Annotated in this window: 16 protein-coding genes; 11 read left to right on the forward strand and 5 right to left on the reverse strand. The window is 53.7% G+C overall.

Annotated elements, in window-relative coordinates:
* The first annotated feature begins 94 nt into the window (after positions 1-94).
* From FHS90_RS22700 to FHS90_RS00435, 6 genes are all read left to right on the forward strand, one after another.
* On the forward strand, positions 95-616 hold the full coding sequence (locus FHS90_RS22700) for a copper resistance protein NlpE (RefSeq protein WP_182511164.1): 522 nt from the start codon (positions 95-97) through the stop codon (positions 614-616).
* Between the two features lie 64 nt (positions 617-680).
* Entirely contained in the window at positions 681-986 is a 306-nt protein-coding gene (locus FHS90_RS00415) for a DUF3817 domain-containing protein (RefSeq protein WP_066836167.1), read from the forward strand.
* Between the two features lie 246 nt (positions 987-1,232).
* Positions 1,233-1,919, forward strand: a complete 687-nt coding sequence (locus tag FHS90_RS00420; protein ID WP_182511547.1) for a response regulator transcription factor — start codon at positions 1,233-1,235, stop codon at positions 1,917-1,919.
* Positions 1,916-3,295: a sensor histidine kinase gene (locus FHS90_RS00425; RefSeq protein WP_066836176.1), complete on the forward strand. Its 1,380-nt coding sequence runs from the start codon at positions 1,916-1,918 to the stop codon at positions 3,293-3,295. Before FHS90_RS00420 ends, FHS90_RS00425 begins: the two co-directional genes overlap by 4 nt.
* A 429-nt stretch (positions 3,296-3,724) precedes the next feature.
* Positions 3,725-4,177, forward strand: a complete 453-nt coding sequence (locus FHS90_RS00430) for a hypothetical protein (RefSeq protein WP_182511165.1) — start codon at positions 3,725-3,727, stop codon at positions 4,175-4,177.
* A 52-nt stretch (positions 4,178-4,229) separates the two neighbouring features.
* On the forward strand, positions 4,230-5,150 hold the full coding sequence (locus FHS90_RS00435) for a bestrophin family protein (RefSeq protein ID WP_182511166.1): 921 nt from the start codon (positions 4,230-4,232) through the stop codon (positions 5,148-5,150).
* Between the two features lie 385 nt (positions 5,151-5,535).
* Here FHS90_RS00435 and FHS90_RS00440 read toward each other — a convergent pair whose 3' ends face one another.
* Positions 5,536-6,429, reverse strand: a complete 894-nt coding sequence (locus FHS90_RS00440) for a cyanophycinase (RefSeq protein ID WP_066838080.1) — start codon at positions 6,427-6,429, stop codon at positions 5,536-5,538.
* A gap of 335 nt (positions 6,430-6,764) precedes the next feature.
* On the opposite strand from FHS90_RS00440, the gene FHS90_RS00445 reads away from it, so the two are divergent.
* From FHS90_RS00445 to FHS90_RS00455, 3 genes are all read left to right on the forward strand, one after another.
* Positions 6,765-7,898, forward strand: coding sequence for a sensor histidine kinase (locus FHS90_RS00445; RefSeq protein ID WP_182511167.1), 1,134 nt, complete (start codon positions 6,765-6,767; stop codon positions 7,896-7,898).
* A gap of 60 nt (positions 7,899-7,958) precedes the next feature.
* Positions 7,959-8,390 carry a response regulator gene (locus FHS90_RS00450; protein ID WP_066838077.1) on the forward strand — a complete coding sequence of 144 codons (432 nt, stop codon included), beginning with the start codon at positions 7,959-7,961 and terminating at the stop codon, positions 8,388-8,390.
* Between the two features lie 213 nt (positions 8,391-8,603).
* The gene (locus tag FHS90_RS00455) at positions 8,604-9,947 is read left to right on the forward strand and encodes an MFS transporter (RefSeq protein ID WP_220482954.1); all 1,344 of its coding nucleotides are present in this window, start codon (positions 8,604-8,606) and stop codon (positions 9,945-9,947) included.
* Positions 9,948-11,261: 1,314 nt separating this feature from the next.
* Here FHS90_RS00455 and FHS90_RS00460 read toward each other — a convergent pair.
* The 4 genes from FHS90_RS00460 to FHS90_RS00475 form a co-directional block, all read right to left on the reverse strand.
* Positions 11,262-13,505: a LysM peptidoglycan-binding domain-containing protein gene (locus FHS90_RS00460; protein ID WP_182511168.1), complete on the reverse strand. Its 2,244-nt coding sequence runs from the start codon at positions 13,503-13,505 to the stop codon at positions 11,262-11,264.
* 194 nt (positions 13,506-13,699) lie between these two features.
* A complete protein-coding gene (locus FHS90_RS00465) occupies positions 13,700-14,344 on the reverse strand; it encodes a class I SAM-dependent methyltransferase (RefSeq protein ID WP_182511169.1) in 645 nt (214 codons plus the stop codon).
* A 689-nt stretch (positions 14,345-15,033) separates the two neighbouring features.
* Positions 15,034-15,624, reverse strand: coding sequence for a redoxin domain-containing protein (locus FHS90_RS00470; protein WP_066838068.1), 591 nt, complete (start codon positions 15,622-15,624; stop codon positions 15,034-15,036).
* Positions 15,625-15,661: 37 nt separating this feature from the next.
* Positions 15,662-16,306: a 4'-phosphopantetheinyl transferase family protein gene (locus FHS90_RS00475; protein WP_182511170.1), complete on the reverse strand. Its 645-nt coding sequence runs from the start codon at positions 16,304-16,306 to the stop codon at positions 15,662-15,664.
* An 86-nt stretch (positions 16,307-16,392) separates the two neighbouring features.
* Between FHS90_RS00475 and FHS90_RS00480 the strand changes: the two genes are divergently transcribed.
* Positions 16,393-17,319: a WD40 repeat domain-containing protein gene (locus FHS90_RS00480; RefSeq protein WP_182511171.1), complete on the forward strand. Its 927-nt coding sequence runs from the start codon at positions 16,393-16,395 to the stop codon at positions 17,317-17,319.
* 7 nt (positions 17,320-17,326) lie between these two features.
* A complete protein-coding gene (locus tag FHS90_RS00485) occupies positions 17,327-18,358 on the forward strand; it encodes a DivIVA domain-containing protein (RefSeq protein WP_182511172.1) in 1,032 nt (343 codons plus the stop codon).
* The last annotated feature ends 9 nt before the right edge of the window (positions 18,359-18,367 follow it).

An 18,367-nucleotide genomic window follows, 5' to 3' on the forward strand; every position in this document is an offset into this window, starting at 1 on the left:
ACACCGGAAACCTGAGTAAAAGTTGCTGCTGCGGAGGGCGTTTCCGGGCTGTTTTCTGGAAATCAGGCCAAAAACAGGAAATCAAATTTTTAAGGTGTCTAAACTTTATCTGGTAGAGGCGAGTAAAAATGAGAGTATGAAAATGGAAGTGTCTGTTTCCTGTTTCATGACAACGTTCGCGCCCCTTCTGCTGGCGGGCTGCGTGCTGGTGGCGTGCCAAAAGAAGGAAACCGACCAGCAACAACCAGGTGCCGCCGCAGTGGAAGAACCAGCCCATGAAATGGCTTTGGTGGGCACGTATTCCGGTACGGTGCCCTGTGGAGACTGTGAAGGAATCTACACCTCCCTCACGCTGCAGCCAGACCAGAAATATCTGCTGATAGAAGAATACATACGTGAACGCCCCTACCCCCAGGAAAGCGAGGGCCGCTGGACTACGCGGGAAGGCGGTGAGCAGGTCATGCTTCTGAAAGACGAGGGGGAAGAGGTGCGGTACTTTGAGGTGATTGACGGAAAGACCCTGCGGGTGGTGCTGCCCCAAGAAGAGCGCATTGAGAACTCCCTGGACTATATGTTAGCCAGAGTTGACTCCACTGATATTGAGATGGCAGAATAACACAGGGTGGCAGGTAAATTGCAGAGGAACCAGTACCTTTGCGTTATCAAAATCCTGTTCTGTTATGAGTTTCCATTTAGATACTACCCTTGGCCGTTTCAGGCTTATTGCCGTTCTGGAAGGCATTTCTTACCTGGTCCTGCTGCTGATTGCCATGCCCCTCAAATATATGGCAGGCATTCCTGAGCCTGTTAAATACGTAGGCTGGGCGCACGGAGCCCTGTTTGTGTTGTTTATGGGGTTGCTGCTGCAGGTCTGGATCCAGTACCGCTGGTCTTTCTGGAAGGTGGCTCTGGCGTTTGTGGCTTCGTTGCTCCCCTTCGGTACGTTTTACCTGGATAAGAAAATTGCCCATGATAAGCAGCTGTAAGGCGGCCGCACATTTTTTCAACTTTATCAAAATTGCCAGGTGCTCCTGTTTTGGGGCTGTTTTTAGAAAAACAGCCCCAAAACAGGAGCATTCGTTTGAAACGGTTATGAAATTAGTGCCTGTTATCCCTTAAAGTCACAGATGAAGAGAAAAGCTGATAAAAAAGGGGCGGCGCTTAAACATCTCCCATTTTGGCCTGTTGCTCAGTAGCCTTTATTTTTGGAAATATTGCGTGCTTATATGGGGGTGAAGATATTAATAGTAGAAGATGAGGCAAAGCTGGCCTCCATGCTCCAACGGGGACTGAAGGAGGAGGGGTATCAGGTGAGCGTGGCCATGACCGGGTCCTCTGGGTTGGAAATGGCCAAGTCATTCAACTTTGACCTGATCATTCTGGACATTATGCTGCCCGGGTTAAGCGGGTTGGAAGTGTGCAAGCAACTGAGGGGGCAGGCGGTCTGTACCCCCATTCTCATGCTCACCGCCCTTGATTCGCCGGAGAACATAGTGTCAGGCCTGGACGGCGGGGCCGATGACTATCTGGTAAAACCTTTCAATTTTGCTGAGCTGAGCGCCCGTATCAGAACCTTGACCCGGCGGCGGCAGAATGGGGCGCTGGCCTCCCACCTCCTGACTATTGCAGATTTACAGATAGACACCCAAAGCAAAACGGTTACCCGCAGCGGCAATCCCATCACGCTCACGGCCACTGAGTTCAGGTTATTGGAGTTTCTGGTGCAGCGGCCTAACCGGGTACACTCCAGAATGGAGATTCTGGAGCAGGTCTGGAATATAGACTTTAACCTGGGCACCAACGTGGTAGACGTGTACATCAACTACCTCCGGAAGAAGCTGGACAAGCACTACCAGCCCAAGCTGATCCACACCATCATTGGCATGGGCTATGTGCTGAAAGAGGGGGAGGGGGCATGAAAATCCAGACCAAGGCCACCCTGCTGTTTTCGGCACTCACCACCCTGGTCATTCTGGTGTTCAGTGGCTTTATCTATTTTTTCACCAACCATTACGCCTTTGAAGACTTCTACCAGCGGCTGGAGACGCGGGTGAACATAGCCTCTGACCTGCACCTGTTCCTGAATTCAAACAGTGACAAGCAGCTGGTGCGGCAAATGCGGCAGGCGTATCTGGAAAAGCTTCAGGGGGAGCGGGAATATCTGTTGGAGGTGCCAGAAGAGGGGACCCTGAAAAAGCTGAAAACAAGCGGCCTGCCACAGCCCCTGCTAGAAGAAGCGCTGGCCAACCGCACCGCCCGCTACAGAGCCAGCCATACCCTGTATCTGGGCAAGCTGCAGCAAGTTGACGGGAAAACCTACTTAGTGGTGGTGTCTGCACAGGACCCGTACTGGCTGGAGGAGATCAACACCCTGTCACGGGTTCTCCTGATTGGCTTTGTTCTGTCTGTTGCCCTGGTGTACGTCATAGGGAGGCGGTTTACCTGGCACACCTTTAAACCTGTGCGGGCCATCATTAAAAACGTGCAGGGCATCTCTGCTGAGAACCTGAACCTGCGGCTGGTGGTGGGGAACAGCAAAGATGAGCTGGCAGAACTGGCGCAAACCTTCAATGATATGCTCACCAGGCTGGAGACCGCATTTGAGACCCAGAACAACTTTGTGAGCAATGCCTCCCATGAGCTGCGCACCCCGTTAACGGTGATCAAAGGCGAAGCCGAATTAACCCTGGCCAGCCCTGGTCTTACTCCTGTGCAGCGGCAGTCGGTTGAGGTGATTCTCCAGGAGGCCAACGTGCTGAGAGACATCCTCACCAGCTTGCTGGGCATGGCGCAGAGCGGCTTTGACGGCAAAAAGCAGAATTGGGAGCAGGTGCGGGTAGACGAACTGCTGTGGCTGGTCAAAGAATCTGCAGACCAGCTGTACCCAGGCAACCACATCAGGTTAGATTTCGCCCAGATGCCCACTGAGGAGGAGCAGCTTCTGGTAAAAGGCAATGTGAACCTGCTCAAGTTGGCTGTGAGCAACATTGTCATGAATGCCTGTAAGTACTCCCGCAACCAGGAGGTGGTGCTGGGCATTAAAGCCGAAAACACATTTGTGGCGGTGGTGGTGCGGGACAAGGGCATTGGCATTCCAGAGCCGGAGTTGCCGCATATCTTTGTTCCTTTCTTCAGGGCTTCCAACACGGCCAGCTTTGAGGGGCACGGGGTGGGGCTTCCTCTGGCCCTGAACATTGTGCGCCTCCACAAAGGCAGCATCATCATCAATACACAGGTTGATATTGGCACTGAAATAAAGGTGCTCCTGCCCACCATAGATGCCAGTGCCCCTTAAAGGAGCCTATTTGTTTTGTCTATTGCGCTGCAAACCGGCACCGCCAGCACCTGCTTTCCTCCCGTTCATCTGCCGTTGCTTTGCTGCTCAAAAGGGCTGAGCCAGAACCATGCGTGGCTGATCTTCGCCTGCTAATCAAAAGATAAACAAGCGCTTAAAAGCACCGCTCTTCTCTGGCTGGCCTTCTTTCTGCTTTTGGGCTGTTTTCAGAAAAACAGGCCAGAAACACAGCCAGGAGACACACGGGGTACTTTTTATATCCCTTTCTTCAGGTGCGCCTAACGGGGCTGGTGAGAGGGGTTGGGTGTGTCAAAAGAGCGGCAACTGTTCATCAAACAAAGGTTTTCTACCTTCTAATGGTATTCTAATCTCATTCTTACATGGGCTTAATGGGGGGCGCGTATGTTTACCGAAACCACTTTTTGTCCCATGACCCATGTACTCCTTCCTTCCAATTTTCAAGAAGATTCATTCGCCAGTCTTGTGGAGCTGACAGAGACTTTTTCTGGGCTTCCGCTCAAAGTAGTCCTGTTCCATGCCTTAGAGATACCTACCTCTATCACAGAGTTACTGATGCTGCCCAGAGAAGGCGGTTGGGAGGAGTTAGCCCCCAAAGGCTTCGCCCAAAAGTGCCAACGGCTGGTGCAGGAACTGGGGCAGATACAGGAACTGACCCACACGGTTTTCTATGGGAATACCCAAAGAGCGTTTACTAATTTCTTGAAAGCCCATAGAATAGATTTCATGGCCGTGCCCAAAGGCTTCTGTTTTCAGGCGTTGTCCACCCGCAGCCAGAACCCTTTGCCTTTCCTGGAGAAAGCGGTGCTGCCGTTGGTGACCATTTCCCCCGGGGAGCCGCAGCTTGCCCAGGCCTTTGCATAAGCAAGCCCAAATGCGGGGTAGACATTTCCAGTATTTTAAACGTGTTGAAGTTATGTTGTTGAAGAAGAATATCCCTGTGAGGTATGTGTTCGGGAAAATAAAGGCAGAAGTGCTGCTGGTCTTTATGTATGCCACGCTGGTAGCGTTGGTGTACGTGAACTTCCATTTTACCAGAATCTCCATTCCTATTGCCGTGCCTACCATGCTGGGCACCATCCTGTCTTTGCTGCTGGCGTTCAGGTCTAACCAGGCCTATGACCGCTGGTGGGAGGCCCGTACCCTGTGGGGAGCCATTGTCAATGACTCCCGCACGCTCACGCGCCAGATCCTGAATTTTGTAGATACGCCGTACAATTCTGTAGAGGCGCTTTACTTCAAAGAAACATTTGTGAAACGGCAAATTGCCTGGTGCTACAGCCTGGGGCAGTCGCTGAGGGGGCTGAACCCGGTCAAAGGCGCTTCTGAGCATATGGGCAAAGGCCAGCTGGCATACCTGCAGGAGTACACCAACAAACCGGTGGGGCTGCTGGAGCTGCACGGCGAAGATCTGGCCAGTGCCTACAAAGAAGGCTGGATCAACCAGTACCAACAGGTGGAGCTGGACCGTACCCTAACCCGCCTCTGCAATGCAATGGGGGGCTGTGAGCGCATCAAGAATACTGTTTTCCCCGCTACCTACAGCCTGTACACCCATTTGGCGCTGGTGCTGTTCATTTTGGTTCTTCCGTTTGGGGTCATTGATGTGTTTGGGGTGATGATGGTGCCGTTTGTGGTAGCGGTAGCGGCGTCTTTCCTGCTCATTGAGAAAATGGCCATTCACCTGCAGGACCCGTTTGAGAACAAGCCCACTGATACCCCCATGACCACTATTGCCCAGACCATTCACCGGGACCTGAAGCAGATGCTGCGTGAATCGCAGGAAGTGGAAAAGCCTAAAACCTCTTCTAAAGTTGCCACTTTTTATATTCTGTAGGGACCGGCTGTTGCCCCTGCACCAGGTGGCCTGCCTTCATTGATAAAGCTGATACTGCAGTGCTTCCTTCCTGTTTTCGGGCTGTTTTTTCAAAAACAGCCCGAAAACAGGAAGGAATTCTTTTGTAGGGGTAGCTGCTGTTGCTAAGTGTGCGGTAAATTAAAATGTAGCCGCTGAGGGGTTGTTCAACTTCTGGTCTTGCAGGCGAAAAAATAGCAGTGCAAAACTGCATAAAAAGCACCTGCGTTCACCCTTCTTTTGGCGCAGTAGCGCTGCTGCGCGGAGCAAAGACTGCTTGGGCAGAACCTCTCTCTGGAACTTTTCGCCTGTACATCAGAATTCAGCCAGGCTCCAAGTGCAAGTCTGCCTGTCAAGGGAAGAGGCTTTATTTCAACTGCACCCGTGAATAGGAAGGAATAAAGTATTCGTCTTTGTCTCCCAGCAGGTGTACTTTTAAGCCTTTGGCGGTAAAGGGCTCCCCGTTCTGAATGTCAAAGATGTTGGTCTCCGTAATACCCATGCCGTCTACCACGGTAATGAGGCCGCTGCCAATCACTTCCACCTTGCCACCCTCAGTGACCAGGATGGCGGTGTCTTCCTCCAGCCCAATGCCAATGCACTCGGGGTTGGTGGCAATGGCCTGCGTCATGCGCACAATGCGGCCGCGGGCGAGAAAGTGGGTGTCAATGGCCACATCTTTGAGGAACTCAAGACCGGTGGTGAGTCTAACATCCCCTTTGATGTAGCCGCCGTCAGACTCGCCTTCATAAATCATGGGGGTAGACATGGCCGCGGCCCCGGCGCTGGTGCCCGCAATGATGATATTGGTGAACGCATACCGCTCTTTCATGGCCTCCAGCAGGTCTGTGCCGCCAAAGATGGAGGTAAGCCTGAGCTGATCCCCGCCCGTGAACATGATGCCAGCCGCCTGGTTAACTGTTTCAACGTGTTCTGGCTGCAGGGCGTCTCTGCGGGTCCTGATGTCCATGACCTGTACATTGGCTACTCCCAGCTGCTGGAACACCTGCACGTAATCCTGGCCAGACTGCACCGGCTCCTGTGAGGCCGTAGGGATCACCACCACCAGGGGGTTGTCTCCTTTCAGCTCGGTCACAAACCGTTTCAGGATCTGCTCGTCAACAAAGTTGATATTCTGGTCTTTGTCCTGAGCCTGTCCCTGCCCTTTGTCCTCTTTCCCGCCAATGGCCAGTAACTTCCCCTTCGGGATGAGGCGGCTGCCCTTTGGCGGCTGTTTAGGTGCGTTTTTAGCGTCTGCCATACTTTATTTTTTGAAGGTGAGGGGGAGCGTGGCCATAATTGGAACGGGTATAAATACGGTTTGTCAGCAATTTTGGCTACTCCCTCTGGTGAAACGTAAAGAATTGACTTTAAGATGTTTGTTTTATGGGTTTTAAGAATGGGTGACCAGGACTGGGTGGTCAGGGGCGGCTTTCGGTTTTCCGCAGAGCGGCTTCTTGAGCCCCTCCACCCTGTGCAGAGATGATTCATTGAGGCAGGCAAACCGCTCTGCAGAAAAAATTGAGCTAACCTTCTCCGGTCAGTACCAGTAAAAAGTTCATTTTGGAATGCTGTTCCCTTGACCTTTACGCCTGCATGAGCCCGCTTACGATATCAGAGAGTGCCAGTGCCAACTTTATCAACCAGATAAAAGATTACGCGGTGTTTGCCCTGGACCCCCATGGCATTGTGACCACCTGGAACCAGGGGGCGCAACGGTTAAAGGGATATCAGGAGGAGGAGATCATGGGGCACTTCTTCGGGAAACTGTTCCCAGATATATACCAGCAGGCGGGAAAGCCCCAGGAGGAGCTGGAACTGGCCCTGAAGCACGGCACCTATGAGGCCGAAGACTGGCGTAAACGCAAAGACGGCAGCCATTTCTGGGCCAGCGTCACCCTAACGGCTATTTACGCTGAAGACGGCCAGCATATTGGCTTCACCAAAGTGACCGGTGACCTGACGCGGCAGAAGGAGCTGCAGGAAAAACTTGCTGCAAGAAGAAAGAGCCTCCGGCATAAGAATGAGGAGCTGCAGCGCATTAACCTGGACCTGGACAACTTCATCTACACCGTCTCCCATGATCTGCGGTCCCCAATCCATAACATTGAGGGGCTCATGAAACTCCTGCAGCTAGAACTGAGAGAGACCAATTGCTTTAGCAAGGAAACCGAAGGGGTGTTGCAGCGGGTGCTGGCGTCTGTTGACCGGTTTAAACGCACCATTGAAGATCTCACCCGGGTCAGCAGGCTGCAGAAAGATGCCAGTACCAGCCTTGGGGAGGAGGTCATCAGTGTGAAAGAGGTGTATGAAGACATCATGGCTGACCTGCAAAACCCCAGCGGCAGAGACCGCTTTTTTGTGAAAACTGATTTCCAGGTGTACCAGGTGCGGTTCTCCAGGAAAAACTTCAGAAGCATTCTCTACAACCTGCTGAGTAACGCCATCAAGTATCAGTCGCCGGAGCGGGAGTGCATCATTGAGCTGGAGACGCGGTTAGAGGAGCCTTATGTGGTGCTCACGGTCAAAGACAACGGCCTGGGCATTGGGAAAGCCAGCCAGGAACAGCTGTTTACCATGTTCCGGCGGTTTCACCACCATGTTGAAGGAACGGGTATAGGCCTTTTCATGGTAAAGCGCATCATTGAGAACTCCGGCGGAAAAGTGGAGGTGACCAGCGAAGCGGGTGCTGGCGCTGAATTCAGGGTGTATTTCCTTGCGCCCTTGTAAGTGACCTGTCTGGAGACAGCTTGTAACTAATTTATACGTACCTATTAACCCCTTCAAACCATGCAGGAACAAAACGCCGCTGATGGCACTGACAACAGATCTTTACAGACAGTGCTAGTGGTAGATGATGACGAAAACTGGAAATACATCTCCCGTAAAATGCTCAAGCGGGCGGGTGTCAAAGAGGAGCACATTGCCACCGCCAAGAACGGCGCTGAGGCCTTAGACTTGTTGCATGGCCTGGTGGAGAAAGGGCAGCCATTGCCCGCGGTGGTCCTGCTGGATATTAAAATGCCGGTCCTGGACGGATTTGGTTTTTTGAAGGAAATCAACAATTCAGAGACGGTAGACCTGAGCCAAACCAAGATTTACCTGTGCAGCAGTTCCTTCCACTCGGCAGACAGGGAGAAAGCCAGCCATTACCCCATTACCGGTTTCCTGAACAAGCCATTGTCTAATGAATTGATTCAGCAGGTGTTGGCTCCCATGTAAGGTGCTGTGGCTGGGGCAGACAAACGTAGGCATTGGTGTCTGGCACCGGTGCGGTCCTGCCAGGAACCCACAAAACCGGGTGAAGATTTCTCCAGTTTCTGTTTTCGGGCTGTTTTTCAGAAAACAGCCCGAAAACAGAAACTGCTGCCCCGCCGGGGAACAATGACCAGGGGGCTGCTCGTACATCCTTCTGCTACACAAAGCTGAACGTACATGGCAGAAACAAACACACAAGACAACCCCACCCGGCTGGGCGGCATGTTCCGGGCTCTGAAGTACCGCAACTACCGTCTCTTCTTCATGGGCCAGGGCATCTCCCTGATTGGGACCTGGATGCAGCAGATAGCCATGAGCTGGCTGGTGTACCGCCTCACTGACTCAGTGTTCCTGCTGGGCATGGTCAGTTTCGCCAACCAGATCCCGTCGTTTCTGCTGGGGCCGTTTGCAGGTGTGATCTCAGACCGGTTCAACCGCCACCGGGTGCTGCTGGTGACCCAGTTCCTGTTTCTGCTGGAGGCCAGCACCCTGGCTGCCCTGGGGCTCACAGATTCTATCACTATCACGTACATTCTCTGCCTGGGAGTGTTTGCGGGGGTGGTGAATGCGTTTGACATGAGTGCGCGGCAGTCATTTGTGGTGCAGCTGGTAGAGAAGCGGGAAGACATGAGCAACGCCATTGCCCTCAACTCCTCTATGTTCAACATGGCCCGGCTGGTGGGGCCGTCAGTGGCGGGCGGCATCATTGCCACCGTGGGCGAAGGCATGTGTTTCCTGATCAACGCCCTCAGTTACTTTGCCGTGCTGGCGTCATTGCTGCTTATGCGCCTGCCCCACATGGAGCGCAAGGTGCAGGACACGCAGGTGCTCAAATCATTGGCTGAAGGCTTTCAATATGCCTTCGGCTTTCAGCCGATCAGGGATATTCTGATCCTGATTGCCACGCTGAGTTTGTTTGGGATGCCCTTCACGGTGCTGATGCCTGCTTTTGCGCGGGATGTGCTGGGCGGTGACGCCAGCACCCTGGGTCTGCTGATGGGGGCCTCTGGGGTGGGGGCCCTGGCCGGGGCCTTGTACCTGGCTTCCCGCAAGACGGTGGTGGGGTTGGCCCGCGTCATTGTGGTGGCCTCGGTGCTGTTTGGCATTGGGCTCATGGGGTTTGCCCTGTCGCAGACGTTGGTGCTGTCTATGGTGGCCATCTTTGTGGTAGGGCTGGGCATGATTCTGCGCATGGCCTCCAGCAACACGCTCCTGCAGACCATTGTAGACGAAGACAAGCGCGGCCGCGTGATGAGTTTCTACTCCATGGCATTCATGGGCATGGCGCCCATTGGCAGTCTGCTGGCCGGCTGGGTGGCTGAACAGATTGGGGTGGGCTACACGCTGCTGGGCTGCGGCTTCATCTGCGTGCTCAGCATTATCCCGTTTCTGATGGGTCTGCCGAAGGCGCGGGAGCTGGTGCGTCCAATTTACCAGCGCCTGGGCATTCTGCCCGAGATTGCCACCGGGTTGCACACGGCTTCCCATCTGTCTTCGCCGCCGGAAGGAGGGAAAATGTAGAGGTTTCTGTTTTGGGCTTGTTTTTAGAAAAACAGGCCCAAAACAGAACGTTCTGAAAGAAGTTTAAAGGCTTCTATTGGAGGGTAGTGCTGAAAGATGCTGTTTGCATCTGAACAGGTGGCAGGGATCGCTTTTTAAGGCTTGTGGGTTTTGCAATGCGCAGTCTGCTGCTCCCCTGGCTTGGCCGGTTGAGGCAGTGTCTCAGCCGCTGCAGGAATGCGGATTCTTTGATGAGCGCCTGCCGCTGTAGGTATGCGTTGTCTGCTGCCGTTGCTGCAATGTAGTCTGCAGTTCCCTTGGCAGCGGCAGTTGGATGCAGTGCTGTTGTTTTAGGAATACATGGTCTGCTGTTTACCATGGCTTTACCGTCTGCTCCGATGCGAAATCCCATTGCTGTTTCATTGCCTCCGATAAGCGCTCACGGCCGCGGGGCCCCGTCCTGGCGGTGAGCACTGCTGTTAAAACTAGGCCCTCCGGCCTTGCCGCTGGTGCGGCACCGTATTAACAGAGGCGCTCCCCGCCAGGACTGGTTTGGGTTCCTCTCCTGCTACTTCCTTACTTGCTCTCTCTGTTTCAGTAGGTAACTACTGCTGTCCCGCTAGCCTGTGGCGAGCCCGTGCTGCGCACATTAGTCGGTGGAATCGTTGATTGTCTATTGCTGATTGCCAGCTGGTCTAGTTCAGCTGTTTCGTAGAATGGTAGAGACCAGGCACCGCCTTGTCTCCCACGCATACCTGATACTCCCCCTTTGAAGGGGGCGAAGGGGGATGTTTACACAGGAGGACACGCATTGCTGATCAATACTCTTCTCGCCGCATATCGTTGCGTTCTGCCAATCACAGTGCTCTCGAGCTCTTCCGGATTTGCAATCCGGAAGCTGGTACACGGGGATTTGCAATCCCCGCGGCGGCACGTTTGATCTGCAGGGGCCGCGGATTACAAATCCGCAGGTACTGTGTCCGGGATGGCAAATCCCGGACAGCCGAGATTACAGAGGCAGGGGAATATCGCATACGATCTACGCATTCCAGATCACTCCCCTCCCGGGAGGGGTTGGGGTGGGTTTTACGCATGCTGAACGGCGCCCGGTGAGTCTCCATGCGCGCCTCATCCCAGGGCACGAACTTCCGCGCAGTTCCATCCTCCAACCATCAGCCAAGAACCACCAGTTAATCGCTCCACAGACCCCATACCCTCCGGAGAACCTGCGGGTGTCTGCGCCAACTTCCGTTTTCGGCTTACTTTTTCCAAAACAGCCCAAAAACAGAGAAGCCGACCTACGGCCGGCTTCTCCTGAAAGATGGGTGGGAGAAATTATTGCTTTGGCTTGATCAGTAAGCTTTCACCTACGCTCACGTTGAAGTCTGGCTTATTGTTCCACTCCATGATTTCTTTGATGGTGACGCCGTACTTGCGGGAAATGGCATACATAGACTCGCCGGGGGCAACTTTATGGGTAACGGTACCGGTGGCAGACCTGGCAGGGGAAGCGGCAGGCTGAACTTCGGCGTTAGCCGAAGAGGCAGGGGCAGCTACTCTTAATTTCTGACCAATGGCCAGTGAGCCGGTGCCCAATTCATTCCATGCCTGCAGCTCCTGGAGCGTTACCCCGTATTTGCGGGAGATGCTGTACAAGGTTTCTCCAGCTGCCACGGTATGTTCACTGGCCGCGGCAGTGGTACTGGCTGGCGTAGCCGTGGCGGTTGCACTAGAAGCCGGGGCTACGGGCCGGGAGGTGGCTGTTGTGGCGGTGGCGGGCCCGGTCAGGGAAAGTTCCTGCCCTACTGAAAGGGGGGAGCTGCCGTCTATGTTGTTCCAGGCCAGCAGGTCCTCCATGGCCAGATTGTACTGCCGGGAGATGGAATACAGGGTTTCCCCTTTGGCCACTACGTGCGCACCAGAAACCGGAACGGTGGTTTTCTCTGCCGGTGTTTCTGCCTGGGTGGCAGGCATTGGTTTTGACTCTGCCGCTTTGGGTTCAGCTTTAGGCGCTGTGGCAGCGGTTTTGGTTGGGTAGAGACCGGTTGAAGTGGCAGGAGCGGTGTCTTCCTCCTCGCGTTTGGCCACCGGGACGTAGGCCGGGGCCGCCGGGTCTTCTACCTCAATGGAGATAGACCCCTCCTTCGGTTTGGCCGGAGCCGCTGCTGTTACGGGTGCGGCGGCTGTGGTGGTAGCTGAGGGAGTGGCCGGGGTGCTGGAAACCGATGAGGCCGGTTTTTTCGCAAGGACCTCCTGGGCCGGGGCGGCGGCGGGGGCTTCTTCCTCTATGGTTCTGATCTCAACCGGAATGGTTCTTGGTCTGGACTGCTGCAGCCACACCACACGGCCCGGTACCAGGGCTTCTGTTTTCTTCATGCGGTTCATGCTCAACAGGCGCTTCAGTTTTACCCCGTACTTCTGTGAGACGGCGTGCATGGTTTCGCCCGGTTGGGCAATGTGGTAATCCTGGTTTTCAGCCTTAGACTTCTTTGACGTGAGGTAATAGGTCTGGCCGGGCACAATCTCCTCAAAGCTGTGCATGTCATTGTTCTTGAGGAATTTCTTGGTAGAAATACCGGCTTGCATGGCCAGCATGTCTTTCGTGTCGCCGGGCTGGGCTACAATAGATTTGAGGTCATTGTTGGTGGTGAAAATAGCCTTGATCTTGTCTGTGAAAGACTTCAGCTTGTTTTCATGATTCTCCTTTTTGGCTGGTGCATCCTCCTGTCTGCGCACGGGGCCGGTAGCCTGTGCCAGAACTGGACGCGGTGCTCCTTTCGTCAGCGGAATCATTACCGTGTAATCTTTGTCAGCGGGAATGGTAGAGGCGGTGAGCCATTTGTTGTAGCGTTCCACTTCGGCGGCATCTGCCTGCGCCTGCATGGCAATCTCAATTAAGGTTTGGCCGGGTTGTGCCTTTACAGGTTGCAGCGCCAGCGGCGGGTTCGGGTTTTTGCCCACAGCGTTCTCATAGGCTATTTTATGGGCCAGAAAGGTCAACAGGTACTTGTTGGTCTTGCCGTCTACCGTCATTTTCTTAGCCCCAATGTCTGAGGTCTTGGTCAGCGCTTTGGTGCCGGTCAGGCCCTGGTAATAAGAAAGCAGCGAGTTGAACCAGTTTTTGTAGTAGTTGTTGTTGCGAATGAGGTATTTAGCCGCCCCGCGGGTAGACTCAATGATGTGTTTGCGCTCATCTACGTGCTGGTTCACCTTGATGCCCAGCTCAGTGGCTGAAGCTTCTTTGAACTGCCAGAACCCCACGGCGTTAGAGGTAGACACGGCATCTGAGGTAAGGCCACTCTCCTGCAGGACCAGGTACTTGACATCAGTGGGCACGCCTTCCTCTTCCAGCGTTCTCTCAATAAAAGGGAAATAGGCGTCTGCCAGATCTACTTTCTTCTGGAAATAGGCGGGGTGCTTGGTGAGGGCATCTACAATCTTCTGGATTTCGGTACGGGCGCTCTCCTCCACCTGCAGTTTCATGTCTGCGAAGAAAATGTTGTTGGGCACCACCGGATTTTGGGCCCGTGCCACCAGGCACAACAGGCTGAGCAGCAGGAGCGGTAAAACTCTTTTCATGGTATAAGTAACTAAGTATTACTAAGAATAGCGCTGCGCCTATGTTCTTGTAAAGCTGTAGTTGGGGGGTGCTAAATTGCTAGCCGGTAACCACTTGTAGGCGCAGATGCGTCTACAAAGAAGGCGATTTTAGCAAGGCGAAGGAAGGAAAGGGGACGTGAATTTATCCACGTACTTTTCCACAGGGGTGTGGATTACTTTTTGCGGGCCACCAAAATGCCGTCTCTAATGGGCAGCAGTACGTTTTCTACCCGCGGGTCCTGGTGCACCAGCTGGTTGAAGTCCAGCATCTCCTGGGTGTCTTTGTCCAGTTTGGTGCGGTATTTCTCCACCACCTTGCCGCTCCACAGCACATTGTCTGTTAAGATGAAGCCGCCGGGCCGCACGTGGGGCAGCACCATTTCATAATACAACGCGTTGCTTTTCTTATCAGCGTCAATGAACACCAAATCCCAGCTTTCTTGCAGGGTAGGAATAATTTCGGCCGCCTGGCCGAGGTGGAGTTTGATTTTGTCTTGAAGGCCTGCCTGCGAAATGTACCCACGCACCATGTCTTCCAGCTCGTCGTTCACGTCAATGGTGTGCAGCAGGCCGTCCTCGGCCAACCCCTCGGCCAGGCAAAGCGCTGAGTAGCCGGTGTACGTGCCAATCTCCAGCACGCGCCGTGGCCGCAGCATCTGCGAGAACAGGGCCAGCACCCGCCCCTGCAAATGCCCCGACAGCATGCGCGGCTTCATCACGTTCAGGTGCGTCTCGCGGTTCAGGCGGTGCAGCAGTTCAGATTCGGGAGAAGTATGCGCCTCAGCGTAGGCTTGCAGGTCTGGGTCTAGGAAATCCACGGGTGTGAGAATTTAGAAGTAGGAATTAAGGATTAGGAATTCGTTCCAGCGGCAAAGGTACAGGTGGGAAGGGAAACGAGGTGCGTTTTTGGCCTGTTTTTGGAAAAGTAGGCCAGAAACGCAAAGCCCTCACAGGTTTTGGTATCTGTGAGGGCTATGGTAACAATATGCAAAGCTTGCCACGAGAAATAAGCCAGAAGCACATTAAAGAATTTTGTCATCCTGAAAGGAGCTTGGTTGCGAACGGCAGTAGCGGGTATTAAATGCTTTTCTGGTTAGCCCACAAGATCCTTTCAGGATGATAAAAAATATCAAGCTATATTGGCCTTCTACTTAGTTTGCCAAAGCTGTCAGTTCTTTATCTGAAGAATAATCTGGATAAAGTGCATCTGCGGCTTTTTCAATCTGTTTCTCGGTTCCCGCTTCTCTAATAGACTTCAATGTCTGTTCCTCAAGTTTAAGTCTCTTATCAATCGGAAGCCTTTTATCTCCTTGATTATCTCTGTCGTTCCCATGTCACAATATACATCCTTGCCAGGTAAAAGGTAACTTTTAGGAATGAAAAGATAGAGTAACTTCTAGGGTGTCTTTTTAAGGAAAAGTTCTGTTTTCGGCCTGTTTTCTTGAAAACAGCTCCAAAACACATCAGCAGAGCTCCCTCTCCGTGGGAGAGGGGCTGGGGTGAGGTCTTAAAACCGCTTAATCAAACACCCGGTCGCGCGTCTTTCTGGCGTTGAAACCGTTCTTCCGGCCAGGACATCATCTAAGGCGCTGCGCAGATAGTTTTCCTTCACATAAGACTCCACCTGCGGGTTGTCATCAATAGCGCCTTTGTACCGTAGCACGAAACCATCAGCGGTGTTTTGCAGCACAAACACCTCGGGCGCTTTGGTAGCCCCAAACTGTTTGCTCAGCTGCTGGCCTTCGTCTACCAGGTAAGGGAAGGTAGGGTTTCCATTAGGATTGTCAGGTTGGGTTTTGGCCGAGCCTTCGTCCAGCCCGATGGCGGCGTTCACAAACACGAAGTTCACGCCCCGGCCGCCGTAGGCCTGGGAAATGTTCTGCAAGCGCGCCTCGTATAATTTAGAGTTGGGGCATTTCACGCTGGTGAACACCACTACCACCACCTTCGCGTCTTTAAAGCTGGACAGCGGAATGGCCCGGTCTTGCGCGTCTTTCAACACAAAGTCAGACACCTTGGCGCCAATGCGGTAGCCGCTCTGGGCAAAGACCGCGCTGGTCAAAAGCAGGGTAAAGGCGAGGGTAAGATATCGTTTCATAAGTCTAAATATGCTTGTGAGGCAATGGGCTGATACGCTAGTTTTTAGGAGCCACCACAAAGGTTAAAACGTACTCGGGTGGGTTTTCATACTGTACCGCAAACGTTTGGCTGAAGTTGTCGGTCTGCACGGTGCCTGCAAAGCTACCTGCTTGCTGCACTTCAAAATCTTTCAGCAGCAGGTGTTCCTTGAACAGCAGCTTTTTCTGACTGTAGACTTTGTACAGCGTTTCTTTCGCGCTCCAGTACAGGTGCATTTTCTCCGGGTTTCCGGCCGAGGCCGCTAGCTCCGGTTCATTCAAAAACCTGGGCACCAGCCGGGGCACTTTCTCCCCTTTTAGTTCAATATCTATGCCAACTTGATGGGTACCCGAAACCAGCGCCGCCACCCACGGCCCCGAATGCGTCAATGACACCTGAAAAGCCCCGCCGGCGCAAAAAGGCTGTCCCGTTTCCAGCCGTTCCAGTGTGACCAACTCTTGAGTTAGTTCTGTTAACAAGGTGTACGTCAGTACCCGTGCCGCCAGCCATTCCTTGGTTCTACTCTCAGCCTTGAAAGCGGGAATTTCATGCCCGGGCCGAAGTTTCAGCAACGCCTTTTGCAGTTCCTCCACCGGCTCCTCTACCTTCCAAAGTCCCAGATAGGTAGACGCGTTTAGTTGTTTGATGGGCAGGAGCGGCATGGGGTAAGATAGAAATAGAAATGCGTTTCTGGGCTGTTTTTGGTAAATTTAGGCAAAAATAGCGTTACCCGTCTTTTACCCGCAGCATGGCTAGTCCGTTTCAGGTTCAGAAAATCACCACCCTCACCGGTCACCGCGACTGCGTGTACACCCTGGAGCGCGCGCCGGAGAGCCACAGGTTTTTTTCGGCGGGCGCCGATGGCATGGTGGTGAAATGGGACCTGACCCAACCCGAAAACGGTGAACTGGTAGCCAAAGTGAGTTCCAGCGTGTACGCGCTTAAGTTTGTGCCCGAGCGTAATTGGCTTTTGATAGGCCACAACCAGAACAGCCTGGAAGTGCTGGACCTTTCGGCCAAGGCCGTGGTGAAAACCATTCCGCTGCCCGCGCCCTCGGCGATTTTTGATATTCAGTACCACGTTGAAACTCAAACCGCTTTTCTGGGGTTAGGCGACGGAACGCTGGTGAAAATTGACCTGGCAAAGCTGGAAGTGCAGAAGGTGGTGCGGTTGGCAGAGAAAAGCGTGCGTACCATTGCCCTGCACCCAGTAAAGCCCGAAATGGCCGTAGGCCTGAGCGACCACCGCATTTTAATTCTGGACTCGCAGACGCTGGCCGTGAAAGAGACGTTGGAAGGACATACCAATTCGGTGTTCACCGTGGCGTATTCGCCAAACGGGCAGTATTTGTTGAGTGGCGGCCGTGATGCGCACCTGAAGGTCTGGAACGCAGCGCAACAGTATGCAGAGCATACCAGCATTATTGCGCACCTGTTCACCCTCAACCATATTACGTTCAGCCCCAACGGGCGGCTTTTCGCCACTTGCAGCATGGACAAGAGCGTGAAGGTCTGGGACGCCGAGACGTTTAAATTATTGAAAGTGATAGACAAAGCCCGCCACGCCGGCCACGGTACCTCTGTCAATAAATTGTTTTGGTCGGCTCATTGGAATCAGTTAGTTTCGTGTAGTGATGACCGCAGCCTTGCGGTTTGGGCGTTAACCTTGAAGTAGAGTAGATATGAAGATTACACCGTTAGAAATCAGGCAGAAAACGTTTGAGAAAGCATTCAGAGGGTTAGACAAAGATGAGGTACAGGCCTTTTTGTTGAACTTGTCACAGCAGTGGGAAAAACTGCAGGACGAGAACAAAGACCTGAAAGTGAAGTTGGAAGTGGCTAACCGCGAGGTGCAGAAACTGCGCGAAGTGGAATCATCACTCTACAAAACGCTCAAAACCGCCGAAGACACCAGCAACAGCATGGTAGAGCAGGCCTCTAAAGCGGCTGACCTCCAGATTCGCGAAGCGCAACTGCAAGCCGACCAACTCCTGGAAGCCGCCCGCCAGAAAGCCCGCAGCGTGCTGGACAACGCCTACCAGCAAGCTGACAAAACCATCACTGACATGCAGGGCGAAGTGAAAAACCTGGAGCTGGACTACCTTCGTCTGGAAGACTACCTGGAGAGCATGGTGCGCGACCTGCAGAGCCTGGCTTCAGACGCGCTGGAGAAAGTAGAAAAGACCAAGGCAAAACCCAAAGCCGCCATTGGCAGTATCTTATCACGGGCCGCGCAGGCAAAAGCCAAGCGCCCCGAGGACGAAAAAGATACGTTTATGAACGCATTCACCGCAACACCCATAGCACCCGTTACACCTGTTGCTAAACCAGCAGAGGTATCAGCTGCGCATTTAACCGACCAACCGCAGGCCTACGGCATTGGCGGCGGCGGTAGCCGCGAGGCCATTCCGGATACCCCGGGCACCTTGCCTCCGGTCACTACGCCTAATCCGGCGCCAGATGTGCACCCACGCACCCCAGAGATTGTGCCACCGCACATTCCCACGCCGTCTATTGACCCGCCCAAGCGCGAAGAGCCTAAACCAGACATTCCACCGGCACCAAGCCCAACGCCGGTAGAAGAGCCGGAGCCCGAGCGCGAGCAACCAGTGCCCACCACGCCAGAGATTCAGCCGCCTATGACCAATCAGGTGAAGCCGGCCCCAGCGCCCGTGGTAGCTGCCAGCGGCGGTTCTTTCTTTGACGAAATCTAAGCCAGGGAA

The sequence above is a fragment of the Rufibacter ruber genome, from assembly GCF_014138425.1.
Classification (GTDB): Bacteria; Bacteroidota; Bacteroidia; order Cytophagales; family Hymenobacteraceae; genus Nibribacter; species Nibribacter ruber_C.

Bases quoted from the DNA above. Each gene is read 5' to 3' on its own strand.
- FHS90_RS00485 (WP_182511172.1), top strand. From the start codon at position 17,327: ATGAAGATTACACCGTTAGAAATCAGGCAGAAAACGTTTGAGAAAGCA.
- FHS90_RS00475 (WP_182511170.1), bottom strand. From the start codon at position 16,306: ATGCCGCTCCTGCCCATCAAACAACTAAACGCGTCTACCTATCTGGGA.
- FHS90_RS00435 (WP_182511166.1), top strand. From the start codon at position 4,230: ATGTTGTTGAAGAAGAATATCCCTGTGAGGTATGTGTTCGGGAAAATA.
- FHS90_RS00430 (WP_182511165.1), top strand. From the start codon at position 3,725: ATGACCCATGTACTCCTTCCTTCCAATTTTCAAGAAGATTCATTCGCC.
- FHS90_RS00470 (WP_066838068.1), bottom strand. From the start codon at position 15,624: ATGAAACGATATCTTACCCTCGCCTTTACCCTGCTTTTGACCAGCGCG.
- FHS90_RS00460 (WP_182511168.1), bottom strand. From the start codon at position 13,505: ATGAAAAGAGTTTTACCGCTCCTGCTGCTCAGCCTGTTGTGCCTGGTG.
- FHS90_RS00445 (WP_182511167.1), top strand. From the start codon at position 6,765: ATGAGCCCGCTTACGATATCAGAGAGTGCCAGTGCCAACTTTATCAAC.
- FHS90_RS00480 (WP_182511171.1), top strand. From the start codon at position 16,393: ATGGCTAGTCCGTTTCAGGTTCAGAAAATCACCACCCTCACCGGTCAC.
- FHS90_RS00440 (WP_066838080.1), bottom strand. From the start codon at position 6,429: ATGGCAGACGCTAAAAACGCACCTAAACAGCCGCCAAAGGGCAGCCGC.
- FHS90_RS00425 (WP_066836176.1), top strand. From the start codon at position 1,916: ATGAAAATCCAGACCAAGGCCACCCTGCTGTTTTCGGCACTCACCACC.
- FHS90_RS00415 (WP_066836167.1), top strand. From the start codon at position 681: ATGAGTTTCCATTTAGATACTACCCTTGGCCGTTTCAGGCTTATTGCC.
- FHS90_RS00455 (WP_220482954.1), top strand. From the start codon at position 8,604: ATGGCAGAAACAAACACACAAGACAACCCCACCCGGCTGGGCGGCATG.
- FHS90_RS00450 (WP_066838077.1), top strand. From the start codon at position 7,959: ATGCAGGAACAAAACGCCGCTGATGGCACTGACAACAGATCTTTACAG.